Here is a 17314-nt window from a genome sequence, read left to right on the forward strand (position 1 = left end):
TTATTTCTCCGCCTGTTCAGGTTTCCAAGTGCGCAGACCCCATACCAAGAAGCCGATGATGAAGAACGCGCTAGGGGCGAGCAGGAACAAGCCGTTGGTTTGATACCAGCCGCCATCTTGTACGGTTTGGAAAATGGTGTAGCCAAAGAGCTTGCCAGAGCCGATCAGTTCGCGGATGGTTGCGATGATGATCAACATCATGCCGTAACCTGCGCCGTTGCCGATACCGTCAACCAAGCTTTCCAGCGGCGGCTCTTTCATTGCGAATGCTTCGGCACGGCCCATTACGATACAGTTGGTAATAATTAGGCCGACGAATACGGACAGCTGTTTGGACAGCTCATAAGCAAAGGCTTGGAGCAGTTGGTCAACCAGCGTTACCAAGGAAGCAACAATCGCCATTTGCACAATAATACGGATGCTGTTAGGGATATAGTTGCGTACCAAAGAAATGAAGAAGCTGGAAAAACCGGTTACCAAAGCTACGGAAATACCCATTACGATGGCCGTCTGAAGTTTGGTGGTAACCGCCAAAGCCGAACAAATACCCAAAACCTGCAAGGCAATCGGGTTGTTGTCGATAAAGGGTGAAAACATCAAATATTTCAAGCGTTTCATGTCAGCCATTATTGTGCTCCTGCTGATTTCAATTTGTTCAGGTAGGGGATATAGCCGTTTTCGCCGAACCAGTAGGCGAACGAACCTTGCACGCCTTTAGATGTCAGCGATGCGCCGGAGAGGGCATCTACGCCGTGTTCTTTGTCCGAACTTGCGCCTTTGCCAACATGCAGGGCGAGTTTGCCTTGTTCGTCAAACAGTTTTTTGCCGACGAATTTTTGTTGCCACAACGGATTGCCGATTTCGCCGCCCAAACCCGGAGTTTCACCTTGGTCGTAGTAGGTGATGCCGTTGATGGTATTGCCGTCGGGTTGAATGGCGACAAAACCGTACATGACAGACCACAAGCCGTTACCGTGCATAGGCAGGATGATTTGGCTGACTTTGCCGTCTTCGCCTTTTACCAAGTAAACCTCAGTGTATTTGGCACGGCTTTTGATGCCGGCCAAATCGTCTTCGGGTTTGATTTGGATGCTTTGGGCAGGGTCTTTGCCTGCGATGCGCGCGCTGAAGTCTTTCGGCGCGTCTTTCACGTATTCGCCTGTTGCCAAATCGACAACGCGTTGCTCGATACGTTCGGCAAAGGTTTTGCTGATGTCGGTGTTTTTATCCATCAAACCGGCTACGCTTAAGATATAGCCTTGTTTGTCTTGGAGCTTTTGTTTCTCTTGGATAGGTTTCAAGCCGACGACCGCACCAGCAACGATGATGGAACAAATCAGGCTGACAACCAATACCACAATCAGCGTGCCACTGAAGCTGTCTTTATCGAATTTCTTAGCCATTGCTGCGCGCCTTTCTGCGTTTGATGTTCGCTTGTGCGACGAAATAGTCGAAAATTGGGGCAAACAGGTTGGCAAACAGAATCGCCAACATCATGCCTTCGGGGTAAGCAGGGTTGACCACGCGGATCAACACGCACATCACACCGATAAGCGCGCCGTACCACCATTTGCCAACATTGGTAAAGGAAGCGGAAACAGGGTCGGTCGCCATAAACAGCATACCGATGGCGAAGCCGCCGACCACCAAGTGCCAATACCAAGGCATGGAGAACATGGCGTTGGTGTCCGAACCGATGAAGTTAAACAGAGAAGACATGGCAATCATACCGATCATCACGCCGGCGATAATGCGCCAAGAGGCAATACGGGTGAACACGATAAAAGCGCCGCCGATTAAAAGCGCCAAAGTGGATACTTCGCCGATTGAGCCGGGTACGTTACCGATAAACGCATCCATCCAAGAAATGGTTTGACCGGTTACAGCGTTTTTCAGGCCGTCTGCACCGTGTGCCGCCCATTGCGCCAAAGCAGTGGCACCTGAATAGCCGTCAACCGCAGTCCAAATGGTATCGCCGGTAATGTTGGCAGGGTAGGCGAAGAACAGGAACGCACGACCTGCAAGAGCAGGGTTCATGAAGTTTTTACCTGTACCGCCGAATACTTCTTTCGCAACCACAACGCCGAAAGAAATACCCAAAGCCGCTTGCCACAAAGGCAGGGTAGGGGGAACGATCAAAGCAAACAGAATCGAAGTCACGAAGAAACCTTCGTTGATTTCGTGTTTGCGTACGGATGCGAACAAAACTTCCCAGAAGCCGCCCACAACAAATACAGTCGCGTAAATCGGCAGGAAGAAAATCGCGCCGAACAGCATTTTGCCCAACACACCCGCTTCAGACGACATATTGATGCCCAAAGCGTTGGCAAGGGCGTAGTGCCAGTTGTTGGCGATATTTTGTTGCAGCAAATCAGGCGTTAACGCACCGAATGCCTGTGCGCCGACGTTGTACATACCGTAGAACATGGCAGGGAACAAAGCCAGCCACACCAAAATCATCATGCGCTTGGAGTCGAGTGCATCGCGGACGTGCGCCGCTTTGCGCGTTACCGCGCCGGATGTATAGAAAATCGTCGCTGCAGCTTCGTAGAGGGCATACCATTTTTCATGTTTGCCGCCCGGCAGGAAGTGCGGTTCGATTTTTTCAAGAAAATGTTTCAAGCCCATAATCAGCCTTCCTTCTCAATGGTTTCCAGCACCTTGCGCAACAGCGGGCCGTATTCGTATTTGCCCGGGCAGACGAAGCTGCACAAAGCGAGGTCTTCTTCGTCCAATTCCAAGCAACCCAGTGCCTGAGCGCTGTCAGTATCGCCGACGATTAAATCGCGCAGGAGCAGGGTAGGCAGGATATCCAAGGGCATTACGCGCTCGTAAGTGCCGATCGGTACCATGGCGCGGTCGCCGCCGTTGACGGCTGTGTTGAACTTGAAGAGTTTGTTTTTCAGGAAATGGCCGAGGGTTGTGCGCGTGATGGAGTATTTGTCCGGTTGTGGCGCAACCCAGCCGAACAGCTCTTTGCTGCGGCCTTCTTCGATAACGGAAATCTGATTGTGGTAGCGGCCGAGGTAATCGTGCGCGCCTTGTGCAATCGCGCCGTTCAATACCGAGCCGGAAATCATGCGGTTGTCTGCGTCAACCAATTCGCCCGCAGTAATTTGTGATACTTTCGCACCCAAAACGGTACGCAAGAGACGCGGTTTGTTGACTTGAGAGCCACCCAAGGCAATCACGCACTCGGTGTTCAGACGGCCTGTTGCAAACAAACGGCCAATGGCAATCACATCTTGATAATTGATGGTCCAAACGGTTTTGTTCGCACCGACTGGCTCGATGAAATGAATGTGCGTGCCACTCAAACCGGCAGGGTGCGGACCGCCAAATTCATGTGTTTCGATGTTGGCAGCGTTTTCAGACGGCACATCTGCGCCGGCTGCTTTACACACATGGATTTTACGCTCGGTCAGGCGGCTTAATACCAACAGGCCGCGTTTGAAATCTTCGGCGGCTTCTTTGATAATGACCGTAGGGTCGGCAGCCAGCGGATTGGTGTCCATCGCATTGACGAAGATGGCGAACGGCTCGGCATCGACGGCAGGGATTTTGCTGAACGGACGGGTGCGCAGCGCAGTCCACAAACCGGATTGAATCAGGTTGCGGCGTACTTCTTCGCTGCTCAATTTTGCCAGCGCTTCAGGTGCATAGCGTTCGAACTCGATTTCGTCGTTGCCTTCAACGGCAATCACGACTGACTGAAGTACGCGCTTTTCGCCACGGTGAATCGCGGCGATTTTGCCTGAAGCCGGAGCGGTAAATACTACGCCCGGATTCTTTTTGTCTTCAAACAGCACTTGGCCTTTTTTGACGGCTTCGCCTTCCTTGATTTTCATCGAGGGGCGCATGCCGACATATTCTTCGCCAAGCAACGCGACTTCGGTAATGGCCGGGCCGTCATAAATGACTTGCTCCGGTCTGCCTGCGATAGGCAGGTCTAAGCCTTTTTTTATCTTAATCATAAGGATGCGTTACTTTTTGGTGGGTTGAGATTCGGATGTCGGATTGTTTTTTCAGACGGCATGTAATGCTTTGAAACAAAGGATGGGCCGTCTGAAAAAAGCAGAGGTTTGCTATAAAAACAACGAATAAACGCAAACAACAAAGCTTTAGATTTTATCAGGTATAGGCTGTTTTATGTCAGTTTTACGCTTATTTTTACGGGAAAAGTGGGAAAAAAGTAGGAATGTGTAATCGAATGTTAAGGGAAATAATTTTTAACTGTTTGATATTTAAACGCTATATTTGATGATATAGCTGAAAATAAAAAAGGCCGTCTGAGTTTCAGACGGCCTTTAAGTTTAAAAGAGCTGCCAAACGAAGAAAATCATCGTATGCAGGGCAAACAGCGGTACCAATACAATTACCGACCATGCCATATAGCCGAAGAAGGAAGGCATCGGTACGCCGCGTTGTTCGGCAATGGCTTTGACCATGAAGTTCGGCGCATTACCGATATAAGTGAGCGCGCCCATAAATACGGAACCCATGGATACTGCCAGCAATGAATGGAATAGGTGGCCTGTCATCAAGGCTTGGGCATCGCCACCGGCCATATTGAAGAACACCAAATAAGTCGGCGCGTTATCCAAGAATGCCGACAAAATGCCGCTCATCCAGAAATACATCACATTAATCGGATTGCCTGCTGCGTCGTGAACCAAAGAAACAACGGAAGCCAATGCACCTGTTTCGCCGGCTTTCAAAATCGCCAAAACAGGCGAAATGGTAATGAAAATACCCAAAAACAGTTTGCCCACTTCGGCAATCGGCTCGAAGTTGAACTCATTGCCTGCGCGTACCTGTTTGGGCGTGATAATCCAAGATACGGCGGTCAAAGCCAGCAAAATGCCATCGCGCATCAGGTTTTGCAAAGCGTAATGGCTGCCCAAGATTTCAAAGCCCGGATGATTTGGTTTCCACAAACCGGACAGCAAAACCGCACCGACTACGCCGGCCAGTAACAGGAAATTCCATTTGCCGTAAATTTTGATTTTTTCTTCTTTATCGGAAGGAGCGGGAGCAAGGTGCTCGCTTTGTTCACGGTTGAAGTGTTGGCTGTCGATGATGTAGAAAACGGCTAGCAAAATCACAGAACTGATTAATACAGGCATCAGCATGTGTTTGACCGTCCACATGAAATCTACGCCTTTCAGGAATCCTAAGAACAGCGGAGGATCACCTAAAGGAGTCAGACCGCCGCCGATATTTGCTACCAAGAAAATGAAGAAAATCACGATGTGAACGCGGTAGTGGCGTTTATGGTTGGCTTTCAAAAGCGGACGAATCATCAACATCGCCGCGCCTGTTGTCCCCATGATGGAAGACAAAGCCGTGCCGACTGCCAACAGGGTTGTATTCAATTTAGGTGAGCCGTGCAAATCGCCGCTGACAAAAATACCGCCTGAAATGGTATAGAGCGCTAAAAGCAGCAGGATAAAGGGGATATATTCTTCAACCAACGCATGGGCAACGGTATGTACGCCGGCTCCGAAACCAAAGGTGATGATAAACGGCGTTAAAAACAGCAGCGTCCAAAACGCTGTAATTTTGCCGAAGTGGTGGTGCCAAATATGGGAGAAAAACAGAGGTCCGAGTGCAATGGACAAGAGAATCAGTGCAAACGGCAGACCCCAAAGCAGGCTTGCGGATGAGCCGTCAAAATCGGATGCCGCAGCAGGAAAGGCGGCAAGAAGCAGTAAAAATGAGAGAGAGCGCATAGTATTTCCTTTTTATTCTGTTGCACCGTGAGGAACTTCGTTGAGAAAGCACGGCGGTGAAATATTCAGGCCGTCTGAAAATATCCAGACGAACTGCGCGGTTGTGTCAGGGGAAAGTATAACGCAAAGCAAGTGTTAAGGGACGGTTTAGAGTGTTGGAATCAAAAGAAATGTTGATACAAATAAAGGAATCAAAATGAGTAGAATAGTTGGAGGTAGTAAAAAAATGGTTTTGAAACAGGAGTTTGAAATATCGGAAATAATGCTATCGAAAAAATACTTTGAATTAATTTTAGCTAAAATTTACATTTAATTGAATAAATGGAGGCCGTCTGAAAAATGAGGGTCGAATAGGGTGTTTTGGTTCTTACTGATTGTTTTGATGGATAAATTGGGTATGAAAATAAAAAACAGGTAAGCGAAAATGCCCACCTGTTTTATTTTATGCCTCCGGCCGTAACCACATCCACACTGCCACGCAGCTACAGAAGATTGATGAAACGGCACCAATCCACCAGCGTTCTGGAAATTGCCAAAACATAAAAAGGCAAGAAATGGCCATCATGCCGATAGCGAAGAACTTTGCCTTGCGTGGCACAGCGCCGTTGTTTTCCCAGTTTTGTATGATCGGACCAAAGTGGCGGTGATGATACAGCCAATTGTGAAAGCGCGGAGAAGCTTTTGCCCAGCAGGCGGCGGTCAATAAAATGAAAGGCGTAGTCGGCAGTAATGGCAGGAAAATGCCGATAATGCCCAAGACGAGCGACAATGCGCCGCAAAAAATCAATAAATAGCGAACCATCTTCCCATCACCAATTATTTGTTTTCAGATGGCTTGTGATGTGGAAATGGACAACGTGGAATGTCTAACTTATCCCAGCCCTCATGCCCCATTTTTTCCAGCAGTGCGATATTGCGGTCGAAAATTGCCGAGGCATCGGGAAATGCTTCAGCCGCTTTGGCAATACTGTCTTCACGAATCAGATGCAAGGTCGGGTAGGGCGAGCGGTTGGTGTAGTTGCTGATGTCGTCGGCTTCTGTGCCTTCAAATTGAAAATCGGGATGGAACGGCGCAATTTGGACAATGCCTTCCAATTCGTTTTCTACAACCGCATCGTCGGCAATTTCCAGCATTTGGTTGAAGGTTTCAAAATCAGGGAATAGCGTTGGATGAACCAGTAAAGTGGTTTCCAATTCTGAAGCGGGCGTATTGCCCAGAAGCTGCAATTCACGATCCAAGTCCTCAAGGAAGCCGTCTAAATGACGGGCTTCGCTGACAACGATGCGAACCAGGTTTTTAACGTGCGGCGCTTTGGCAAACGGGCAAAGATTCAGCCCGATAACGGCTTTTTCCAGCCATTGTTTGGTATGTTCTGAAACAGTATTGGTATCGAGATGGGCGGTGTCAGTCATAGTAAAAGCTTATGTGAATTATTCTTAAAAAGTATACAAGTGTATGGGCGTGAAAGCAAACCATTGGAATTTAAAAGGCCGTCTGAACAACAGACGGCCTTTATCAGTTTCAAATCATTAATCCTGAACCAAATGAACCAAAGGCAGAGCGGTCGTGTTTTTAATTTCTTTCAACACAAAACTCGATTGCGCATCTTGTACGCCGTGGTGTGAAAGCAGCGTGTCCAAAACAAAATGGGAAAACGCGTTCATATCGGTAAAAAAGGCATGGAGCAGATAGTCGGTTTCGCCCGTTAAAGCAAAGCAGCTCAATACTTCCGGCCAAGCGCGGACAGATTCGGAAAAATCCTCGCGCGCATCTTTTGCCTTGCTAATCGATACACGGATAAAAGCCTGCAAACCCAAGCCCAAAGATACGGGAGAAAGCTGGGCCGCGTATTTTTGAATAATGCCCGCATCTTCAAGCTGTTTGAGACGGCGCAGACAGGGGGAAGGGGAGAGCGCCACCTTTTCAGAAAGCTCAACATTGCTCAACCGCCCGTTTTCCTGCAAAACCTGCAGAATCTTTAAATCCGTTTTATCCAAGTTTAGATGAGGCATGATAGTTCTCCCAATGTAGACAATGTATGTTTTAAAAATGAAAAATGCTTAAAAATAAAGACTTGTATGGTTAAATTATATATTGAGTTCAGATAGGCGACAAATTGTCTTATAAGGAGTGTTGCGAATTTGTATTATGTAGTTGTGAAAAGATGAAGGCCGTCTGAAACTAATCAAGATCAAAGTTTTATGTCATATTGTGATTAGGTATAAAGAGGCCGTCTGAAAATGAATTTCAGACGGCATTTATTTTCGTAATGTGATGATTCAGGCTCTTAATGACCTTGTTTTGGAGAGTTTTGTTCTTTTGATTTGTTCGTTTTCCGCGTTTGTATTTGGCTTTGTTTGGGGGGGGGTTCTTCGCAATGTATTTTTGTGTTTTGGGAAATAAGCTTACAAGCTTTGTTTGCAGGATACAGGAAGGAAGTATGTATCCATGGTGCCACCGCAAGACCAAACTGTTGTACCTTTGGTATTACCTGTTTGTGCAAAACTTGGTGTCAGGTGGATTTCGGTATTCTTCACAGGTACAGCGGCTTGATTACCGATGGCGGCAACAATGGTGCCGTTATCCTCAATACGGACAATCTTTACATAGTTACCGACTTTATTGTCGTCTGAAGCGAGTTGCTTGATATTGAGGTTAAGCGGCAAGCTGCCTTTATCCGCATAGGCTTCTTCGACGTAGCTTTTCATGCTGCCTGCCAGCATGATGCCTTCTGCTACTTGTGCTCTAGCAACATAGTTTTGGTATGCAGGAAGAGCTGCTACTGCCAATATGCCGATAATGCCGATAACAATCATCAACTCAATCAGGCTAAAGCCGGTTTGGGCTTTGCGTAGTTTTTTCATTTTTTGAGTATGTCGTTTTCTTATTTTTATTTTATAAAGCAAATCCCATAATTATATTTATGGGATTTGCTCTTTAAGCTTTTAAATTTGTTGGTAACAAATTATTAACGGCAAGAAGAAGGTAAGAATTTGCTCTCAATACCGCCATTTTTGCTATCTGATGTACAAGTCCAAGTAAAGGAGCCGTTAGCAGTTGCAGCAGCGTTACCAGTACCAGCAGTAGTAGCATGAGGAGTAAGAGATACGGTTTTGCCTTTAATTTCGTTATTTACGTCAGCAGTTTTCATTTTGGCAGTAATAACACCATTAGCTCCGACATCTACTTGTGCAACATATTTACCTTGAATGCTTGTGTTTGTTGCGATACCTGCTTGCTCATTATTTGCAGGCCATGCACCTTTGTCGGCATAGTATTCAACAACAGCAGACTTTTGACCTTCCATCAAAGAGATAGCTTCAGAAACTTGGGCGCGTGCAGTGTAGTCTTGGTATGCAGGCAGGGCGATAACTGCCAAGATGCCGATAATCGCGATGACGATCATCAATTCGATCAGGGTGAAACCTTTTTGGATTGCTTTCATTGTTTAAAACTCCAGTTTGAAAGTGTGAATAATTATGTTTAAGTAAAAAGTCCGTAATGTGCTTGGCACTATGTATTATGAGTAAACCATAAGTAAGAAGGAATATACAGCTTCCGTCGGGCTTGCTGCTTTGAGGCTTGGGCCTTGTCGGACGTGTTGTTACAAGCATTCGGTGTGCCAAGTGCGCAAAACTGATTAAAAAATTTATTTTTTATTTTTTTGTTTTTTGTTTTTATTGGGATTATTTTTTAATTTTTAAATTTTGTGAGGTTTTGTTTGAAAGTTTCAGGATTTTAGGGAATTTGGATGGTTGACGTTTTTTGTCAGTTTTGTGTTTTTTGTGACAGAGAGTGTGTGCAAGTTTGGTCATGTGACGTTTTTTGTCAGAAATTAAGCTTGGTTTAATAATATGTTAATTGATTTGGATGGACGGTATTTTTATGGATTAATCGGTGAGTTTAATATTTTATGATTTTATTTTTTTGTTTTTTATAGGTTTTATTTTGTATGCGTATTTTGTTTGAATACGGATAAGGAGAAAATTTAGAAGGAAGGATTTTTGAAGAGGGTTTGGAGTAATAGGTGAATGAAATTTTGTTATTGGGCTTATATTCATATGGGTTATGATTTTTGAATGTAGTTTTATGTCAGAGAAATGGTCTGGTTTTGAATTTTAAAGTTTTAGATTTATTGAGTGTTTTAAAAGGGTATATTCAAGATGTTTATATTTTTGGGTGCGATTAGGGCGAGCAAAAAATGCTCACCCTATGTTTTTAAGATGTTCAGACGGCCTTTATGGGGTCAAGACTTCGATCAATGCCTGTTTTAGGGTGTTTTGGGTTTGCGGGTCTTGTAGGGATGGGCTGTAGGTGATGAAGCTGTCCTCAATGCGCTGATCCAAGGTGGTGATTTTGGCGTAGCGCAGGCTGATGTTGTGTGCGAAGAAGGTCTCGGCGATGTCGGCGAGGAGGTGGGGGCGGTTGACGGCGGTGATGTCTATGGTGTGCCAGCCAGGATAATCTTCTTCGGGGGTGATGATTACGGTAGGCGGAATGGGGATGTGGCGGATGCGGCGGCTGATGTGCGGGCGGCCGCTTTGTTTTTGGATGGTGGTGTTGCCGTGGATGAAGCTGTTGAGTTCGGCTTCGAGTGCGCTTTGACGGTCGGGATATTCTTCGGGTGGGAGATTGTCGGGAAGTTGTAGGATAAAGGTGTCGAGGATGTAGTCGTGCTCGGTAATGAAGGCACGGGCGGCTTGGATGTCAAAGCGGTGGCTGCTGAAGATGCGGCAGAGGCGTGCGAAGAGGCGGTTGCCATTGGGCATGAACACCATGACTTGAAGGCTGTTGCTTTGGGGAAGGATACGGCTGCGGACGGCCGGACTTTGGGTATCGTAGGCGAGGTTTGCGGTGTGCCAGAGGATTTCCCGTGATTGATGGCGGACGTAGTATGCGCTGCCGAGAATGCGGCGGAGTTTTTGTTGGTTTTTGAGGGGAACGGCTGCGCGCGTGAGCTGGTCGGTCGAGGCTTGTTCGCGTCGGTTGGGGAGGCGTTCGGGATCGTGGTGTTTGCTGTTTAAAACGGCCGCGGTGCTGTGGTAGAGGGTTTGGAGCAGGCTGGCGCGCCATGTGTTCCAAAGTTTGGGGTTGGTGCCGCGGATGTCGGCAATGGTAAGCAGGTAGAGTGCGTCGAGGTATTCGCGTGTGGGAATACGGCGGCAGAAGGCTTGGAGGACATGGGGATCTTGGATGTCTTCTTTTTGGGCAACGGTGGACATGAGCAGGTGGTTTTCAACCAGCCATGCGAGGAGGTGGCTTTCTTCTTCGGTGTAGTAGTGGTTGGCGGCGAATTGTTGTGCGTCTTTGATGCCTTCTTTGGCGTGATCGCCGCCACGGCCTTTGGCAATGTCGTGCAGCAGGGCGGCGGTGTAGAGGACATGCGGTCGTGGGTAGGCCTGCATGATGGCGCTGGCCTCGGGCATTTCGTGGCTGTGGGTTTCGATGGCGAGACGGCGCATATTGCGGACGACGGTCAGGATGTGGTCGTCTACGGGGTAAATATGGAAGAGGTCGTGTTGGAGCAGTCCGGTGATTTTTTCCCATGCGGGGAGATAGCGGCCAAGTACGCCGTAGAGGTTGAGAAAACGGAGAGTTTGGGTAAGGCCGGTGCCGTGTTTGAAGAATTGGATAAAGCGGCGGCGGTTTTCTGGATTTTGGGTGAAACGGGTATTGATTTTTCGTGTAGCCGCCCACCATGCGCGCAGGGTTTGCGGCTCGATGGTGGTGATGTTTTGCTCCTGCATGGTTTGGATAATGGTGAAGATGTGTTCGGGATTTTGCTCGAACAGGGCAAGGTCGTTGGCGGCGATTTGGTGGCCGATGCGTTTGTAGCGGCTGTCGATGGGATGGATATGTTGGGGACGGCTGGAGGTTTGATGGTTTTTGAGAACCGGAATGAGGATGCCGTTGAGTTGTTTGATGGCTTTGGTGGCGCGGTAGAAGGTGTGCATCAGGGCTTCGCTTCTGCCGCGGATGTCGGGTTGGGTATAGCCTAAGCTTTCGGCAACTTGGGACTGGTAGTCGAAAAGCAGCCTGTCTTCGGGGCGGTCGGCGGTAAGGTGGAGGTGAATGCGGATGTTGGCGAGGCGGCGGTAGCCATGGGCCAGCATGCCGGCTTCGGTGCGAGTGAGGACACCGGCTGTAACGAGGGCGGTGGGGTTGCTGTCTATGCCTTGTGCTTTGGCTGTCCAGATAAGGGTGTGGATGTCGCGCAGGCCGCCGGGGCAAGTTTTGATGTTGGGTTCGAGTTGTGCGCCTGTGCCTTGGGATTTTGTATGGCGTTGCTCCATTTCGAGGAGTTTGGCTTCGATAAAGGCGGCTGTGTCGCGACGTGTGTTGAGTTTGTTTAGAAGTTGGGCGGTAAGTTTGGCATCGCCTTGTAGGTGGCGTGCTTCAAGAAAGGCGGTTTCGCCGGTAATGTCGTTTTGGGTACTTTGGAGGATTTCTTCTATGCTGCCGCTTTTGATGGCCGGATTGAGGCGTGCGTCCCAAAGGGTTTGGATAAATTGGGCGGTTTGTTGTTGCAGGCCGTCTGAAAATGGGGCCGAGGAAATAATCGCTAAGTCCCAGTCAGAATGGGGGTAGAGTTCACAACGTCCGAAGCCGCCGATGGCAATCAGACTGATGTCGTTGCTGTCGGGAAAGTGGATTTGCCAGAGGGTTTGCAGTAGGGTTTCAGCAGCGGCGATATGGTCGCGGAAGTAAGCGGTAGGGCGGTTGTTTTGGCGGTAGGCAGTTTCTGCTGCGGCTTTTTGCTGCTGGTAGATTTGGATGGCTTGTTGGGCGGCGGGCATGATGGTGTCTGGCTGTGAATTAGGCTTGGGTATCGGTAGGCTCGGTCATTTGGCGGAGCATTTCTTGCGGCGGAAGGAGGAGTTTGTAAGGGGCGATTTTAAGCGCGGATGCGATTTTTTCGATGTTGGAAAGGGCGATGTTCCAGCGTTTGCGTTCGACGGCGGAAACGTAGGTGCGGTCAAGTCCGCATTGGCGTGCCAGTTCTTCTTGCGACCAGCCGTGATTAACGCGGTAGAGGCGCATGTTGTAAGCGATAATGGCGCGGAGGTCTTGCGGATCGGGCAGGCTTGGAGGGGGAGTGAGTTTGTTGACCATGGTGTTTTGAGTTTGTGGTTTGAACGATAAGGGGATTTTATACTATTTTTGTGAGAGGAAAGGAAAGGCCGTCTGAAAGTTTTCAGACGGCCTGAAAGGGGGTAGGTATAAAAAAAAGGGGGTGGCTTTCGGCCACACCCAAACACACACACATCAAGAGGAAAGAAAAATCATTTAATAAGAGAGCTGGCTCTTATCGAGGAAACTGGAGGATTCGGGCTTGGCCCTGAATCATTGAAAGGCATTATAAATGAAAATAGGGTCAGGGTATTGATACAGGTCAATTCGGGCTTGATTTAGAAAATATATTTTTAGGATAGTGGAAATAAATTAAAAATAAGCTAAGGCAATCAGGCCGTCTGAATAATCGGTTTCAGACGGCCTGATTGGTTTGAAGGCTACTACTTATATATAAATAAAGTATTAAGCCAAACCTTTATCTTTGGCTTCTTGCAGGCGGGTTTCAAAGTTGCTGAGGTTGACGCCAGCCTGTTCGGCTGCGGCAACTACTTCGGCTACGGATGCGCCGTGTTGCACTTGATGATAACCCCAAAGCAGGGAGCAGCGAGTACCGGTGCGGCAGAAAGCAAGAATAGGAGCCGGAGATTGTTGCAACAGATTTTGGAAGGCTGCGACATCGGCTGCGTTGATTTGAGGCGCGACAACGGGCTGGGATGAGAATTGGTTGATGCCAGCCTCTTTAAACCAGTTTTGCACTTCGGCAAAAGCCGGTTGGTTTTCTTCTTCACCGTCCGGGCGGTTGCAGATGATGGTTTTGATGCCGAGACGTACGGCTTCTTGGACATCTGCTTCGGTCAGTTGGGGGGCGATATAGAGGGTGTCGGTCAGTTTACGGATGGGCATAGTTTTTCCTTTCTTTATATTAAATGGATATGTTGATTTCAGACGGCCTAGGAAGTGGCAGGCCGTTTGAAGTTTTATTTAATGATTGTACAACCAGTTTTCGAGTTTTTGGCGATCGGTAATGTGCAGCAGGGCAGTATTGGCTTCTGCCGCTTGAACTGTGATGCTGGTTTCACGCAATAGGCCTTGACGGAAGAAATGGATGGTGGTGCGCGTGCCGATAGGCAGTTTGCTCCACTGTGCCGCAAGGTCGTTGCAGGCATAGCCGCCTAGGGCGATGATTTTGTCTTGCGGGCAGAGTCCGGCATTTTCTGCACTGCCGCCATTAAATACATGAGTCAGGACGGCATGATCGCTGCTTTGTTTGAAACGTGCGCCCAAATCGTTGGCGGGGGCAACCGATTGGGGTTCGCTTGCAAATGCTCCGCCATGTTGGCGAGGTAGGGGAATAAAGTCGAGTTTGACACCTACGCTTTGTAGGCATTCTGCGAGCGGAAGGTCTTCGGTGCTGTATAAGGCCGTCTGAAAGAAGGTTTCTAAATCTAAACTGGTCATTTCTTGGCAACGGATTTGCCAGTGTTTTTCGGGTATGCCTTGATGGGTGTTGCACCAGTCGCGATAGTGTTGCTGCATCACGCTGTCGATGGTGTATTTGCCTTGGCTTTTTTCACGGATGATAAGGTCGAGGCAAAGTGCGGCCAGTGCGCCTTTTTGATAGTAGCTGACGATGGCGTTTGGGCTGTTTTCGTCTTGTTTGTAGAACTTGTCCCACGCGCTGAAACTGGATTGGGCAAGTGTTTGTTTCAGGCGGCCTTGTGTCTGCTGTACACGTGTGATGCTTTGTGCAAGCAGGGTAAGGTAGGCTTCGGGGCTGATGGTTTTGCTTCGGGCTAGAAAGAGGTCGTCGTAGTAGGAAGTAATGCCTTCGAATGCCCAAAGTTGCTCGGTATAGTTTTCTTGGTCGAGGTTGTAAGGTGCGAATACGGCCGGTTTGATGGATTTGACGTTCCATGCGTGGAAGTATTCATGGGAGAAGAGGCCGAGCAGTTCGGTATAGGCTTTGTCGGCTTCACCCATATCGTAAGATGGCAGACTGTGGCGGTCGGCGAGTAGGGCGGTGCTGCTGATGTGTTCCAGTCCGCCATAAAGGTTGTCGCCCAGATGTAATAGGAAAAGGTATTCGGAAAACGGGGCAGGGGAGGGGAACATCGCTAACTCGGTTTCGCAGATTTTTTGAATATCGGCGAGGAAGCGGGTGCGGTCGAAATCAGGATAGATGCCGCTTAATGCAATACGGTGGGGGATGCCTTGTGCTTCAAAGTCGAGGAATTCGATGATGCCTGTTTCAACAGGATGATCAATAAGCTCGGCATATGAGGCCGTCTGAAAAGTGGTCGCCGAAATTTGGGGTAGGGTGGTGGCTATCTGCCATGTGTGTGGCAGGGTAGGAAATTCGACTTGGTGTGGTTGTTCCTCTTGTCCGTGCACTTTTAAGAATAGGCACGCGCCATCAAAAAAGCCGCGCTCGGTACTGAGGAATGAGCCGCGAACAGACAAGTCGAATGCGTAGACGGTGTAGTAAATTTCCCACGCTCCATTGAGGGCAGGGGTTTGCCAATAGTTTTTGCTGGTTTGTGTCAGTGGCTGGGCTTTGCCGTTGCAGCACGCGTTGATGTGTGTGATGTGGCGGGCAAAGTCACGGATGAGATAGCTGCCGGGAACCCAGTTTGGCAGGCTGATTTCTGTTTCAGAATCATCAGTTTGAGTGAATGATAAGGTGATGTGCCATTCATGAGACAGAAAGTTGGGGGTAATTTTGTAATTAATCATGGCTATTGGTTAATTTGCTAAAGTTTATTAAGAGGAAGGGGTTTTAAAGGGTAGGCTTAATCTATATCAATAAAACTGTACGAAAAAGGGGGCTTGAAAAAATGCTGTGTCCGATTTATTGAACATGTTTAAATAATTTATTGATTATAAAAGAAATGAGATTATGTCTCACTAAAGTTTTTATGCAATATGGAATGTAATTTTGCTTGGCATGTTGTGGTGTCTATGTTAAATTTAGAAAAATTTGAGCCTTGGCCGTATTGCGCTTTTCGTAAATGCAGGGGCTGGGGTGAGATAAAAATTTTTTATACCCATAATTTATGGAGACTTCCATGGACACACAAACTTATAACTACAAAGTGGTGCGCCAGTTCGCCATCATGACTGTAGTTTGGGGTATTGTGGGCATGTTGGTTGGCGTTATCGTCGCTGCCCAGCTTTTTGCTCCGGCCCTAGATTTATCCAATATCGGACCTTGGTTCCACTTTGGCCGCCTGCGTCCTCTGCACACCAATGCGGTTATTTTTGCATTCGGTGGTTGTGGTTTGATCGGTACATCATACTACGTTGTTCAACGTACATGTAATACCCGTCTGTTTGGCGGTTGGCTGCCTGCATTTACCTTCTGGGGTTGGCAGGCCGTTATCGTGGCTGCTGCCATCAGCTTGCCTATGGGTTACACCCAAGGTAAAGAATACGCCGAGTTGGAATGGCCTATCGACATTTTGATTACGCTGGTGTGGGTTGCCTACGCTATCGTATTCTTCGGTACGATTGCCAAACGTAAAATCAAACATATTTACGTTGCCAACTGGTTCTACGGCGGCTTTATCTTGGCCGTTGCACTGTTGCACATCGTCAACAATATCAGCATCCCTGCCGGTTTGATGAAATCTTATCCGGTTTACGCAGGTGCGATTGATGCGATGGTTCAATGGTGGTATGGCCACAATGCGGTGGGCTTTTTCCTGACAGCCGGCTTCTTGGGTATGATGTACTATTTCGTACCTAAACAAGCGGGCCGTCCGATTTACTCTTACCGCTTGTCCGTCGTTCACTTCTGGGCTTTGATTTTCACTTATATGTGGGCTGGTTCACACCACTTGCACTACACCGCATTGCCTGACTGGACTCAATCTTTGGGTATGGTATTGTCTTTGATCCTGTTTGCGCCTTCTTGGGGCGGTATGATCAACGGTATCATGACTCTGTCCGGCGCATGGGACAAACTGCGTACCGACCCGATTTTGAAATTCTTGATCGTTTCTCTGTCTTTCTACGGTATGTCTACCTTCGAAGGCCCGATGATGTCTATCAAAACCGTTAACGCTCTGAGCCACTACACCGACTGGACTGTTGCACACGTTCACGCCGGCGCATTGGGCTGGGTGGGCTTTGTAACCATCGGTTCCGTTTACTATATGATTCCCCGCTTGTTCGGCAAAAATGAAATGTACAGCACCAAATTGGTTGAGGCGCATTTCTGGATCGCGACAATCGGCGTGGTTCTGTATATCGCTGCAATGTGGATTGCCGGCGTAATGCAAGGTCTGATGTGGGGTTCTTTGAATGACGACGGCACGCTGACTTATTCCTTCGTTGAATCCGTAAAACGTACCATGCCTTACTACATGATTCGTTTCACCGGCGGTCTTCTGTACCTGAGCGGTATGTGCATCATGGCATATAACGTTTACCGTACTGCTATCAGTGGTAAAGCAGTTGATGCTGAGATTCCTGCGGTTTCTCAAACTCAACACCACTAATGACAAGA

The 17314-nt window shown here is 48.2% G+C and carries 15 protein-coding genes; 1 reads left to right on the forward strand and 14 read right to left on the reverse strand.

Annotated elements, in window-relative coordinates; translation table 11 throughout:
* From ACTHTG_RS07315 to ACTHTG_RS07380, 14 genes are all read right to left on the reverse strand, one after another.
* Nucleotides 1-627 (reverse strand): NADH:ubiquinone reductase (Na(+)-transporting) subunit D, encoded by a 627-nt coding sequence (locus ACTHTG_RS07315; protein ID WP_003684313.1) that lies wholly within the window; start codon nt 625-627, stop codon nt 1-3.
* Complete coding sequence (locus ACTHTG_RS07320; protein ID WP_004519571.1) at nt 627-1403, reverse strand: Na(+)-translocating NADH-quinone reductase subunit C; 777 nt, start codon at nt 1401-1403, stop codon at nt 627-629. The genes ACTHTG_RS07315 and ACTHTG_RS07320 overlap by 1 nt, the downstream gene beginning before the upstream one ends.
* Nucleotides 1396-2628, reverse strand: a complete 1233-nt coding sequence (locus ACTHTG_RS07325; RefSeq protein ID WP_070503747.1) for an NADH:ubiquinone reductase (Na(+)-transporting) subunit B — start codon at nt 2626-2628, stop codon at nt 1396-1398. The genes ACTHTG_RS07320 and ACTHTG_RS07325 overlap by 8 nt, the downstream gene beginning before the upstream one ends.
* A 2-nt stretch (nt 2629-2630) precedes the next feature.
* On the reverse strand, nt 2631-3974 hold the full coding sequence (locus ACTHTG_RS07330) for a Na(+)-translocating NADH-quinone reductase subunit A (protein ID WP_440360604.1): 1344 nt from the start codon (nt 3972-3974) through the stop codon (nt 2631-2633).
* 339 nt (nt 3975-4313) lie between these two features.
* On the reverse strand, nt 4314-5732 hold the full coding sequence (locus ACTHTG_RS07335) for a sodium:proton antiporter (RefSeq protein WP_070503741.1): 1419 nt from the start codon (nt 5730-5732) through the stop codon (nt 4314-4316).
* Nucleotides 5733-6174: 442 nt separating this feature from the next.
* On the reverse strand, nt 6175-6534 hold the full coding sequence (locus ACTHTG_RS07340; protein ID WP_049336046.1) for a YbaN family protein: 360 nt from the start codon (nt 6532-6534) through the stop codon (nt 6175-6177).
* Nucleotides 6535-6548: 14 nt separating this feature from the next.
* Nucleotides 6549-7145, reverse strand: coding sequence for a DUF1415 domain-containing protein (locus ACTHTG_RS07345; protein WP_049329016.1), 597 nt, complete (start codon nt 7143-7145; stop codon nt 6549-6551).
* A 117-nt stretch (nt 7146-7262) separates the two neighbouring features.
* Nucleotides 7263-7745 (reverse strand): Lrp/AsnC family transcriptional regulator, encoded by a 483-nt coding sequence (locus tag ACTHTG_RS07350; RefSeq protein WP_003684427.1) that lies wholly within the window; start codon nt 7743-7745, stop codon nt 7263-7265.
* A 393-nt stretch (nt 7746-8138) separates the two neighbouring features.
* Entirely contained in the window at nt 8139-8597 is a 459-nt protein-coding gene (locus ACTHTG_RS07355) for a pilin (RefSeq protein ID WP_440360605.1), read from the reverse strand.
* 104 nt (nt 8598-8701) lie between these two features.
* Nucleotides 8702-9178 carry a pilin gene (locus tag ACTHTG_RS07360; protein ID WP_440360606.1) on the reverse strand — a complete coding sequence of 159 codons (477 nt, stop codon included), beginning with the start codon at nt 9176-9178 and terminating at the stop codon, nt 8702-8704.
* A 793-nt stretch (nt 9179-9971) separates the two neighbouring features.
* Nucleotides 9972-12530, reverse strand: a complete 2559-nt coding sequence (glnD, locus tag ACTHTG_RS07365; RefSeq protein WP_440360607.1) for a [protein-PII] uridylyltransferase — start codon at nt 12528-12530, stop codon at nt 9972-9974.
* A gap of 19 nt (nt 12531-12549) precedes the next feature.
* The gene (locus ACTHTG_RS07370) at nt 12550-12846 is read right to left on the reverse strand and encodes a helix-turn-helix domain-containing protein (protein WP_004519584.1); all 297 of its coding nucleotides are present in this window, start codon (nt 12844-12846) and stop codon (nt 12550-12552) included.
* A gap of 423 nt (nt 12847-13269) precedes the next feature.
* The gene (locus ACTHTG_RS07375) at nt 13270-13710 is read right to left on the reverse strand and encodes a TIGR01244 family sulfur transferase (RefSeq protein WP_049336036.1); all 441 of its coding nucleotides are present in this window, start codon (nt 13708-13710) and stop codon (nt 13270-13272) included.
* Between the two features lie 78 nt (nt 13711-13788).
* Nucleotides 13789-15540, reverse strand: coding sequence for a M61 family metallopeptidase (locus ACTHTG_RS07380; RefSeq protein ID WP_049336034.1), 1752 nt, complete (start codon nt 15538-15540; stop codon nt 13789-13791).
* Nucleotides 15541-15872: 332 nt separating this feature from the next.
* Here ACTHTG_RS07380 and ccoN point away from each other — a divergent pair, with 332 nt between their 5' ends.
* Complete coding sequence (gene ccoN, locus ACTHTG_RS07385) at nt 15873-17306, forward strand: cytochrome-c oxidase, cbb3-type subunit I (protein WP_003748780.1); 1434 nt, start codon at nt 15873-15875, stop codon at nt 17304-17306.
* The last annotated feature ends 8 nt before the right edge of the window (nt 17307-17314 follow it).

The organism is Neisseria sp. P0017.S009, assembly GCF_051957375.1.
In the GTDB taxonomy this organism is placed as follows: domain Bacteria; phylum Pseudomonadota; class Gammaproteobacteria; order Burkholderiales; family Neisseriaceae; genus Neisseria; species Neisseria perflava.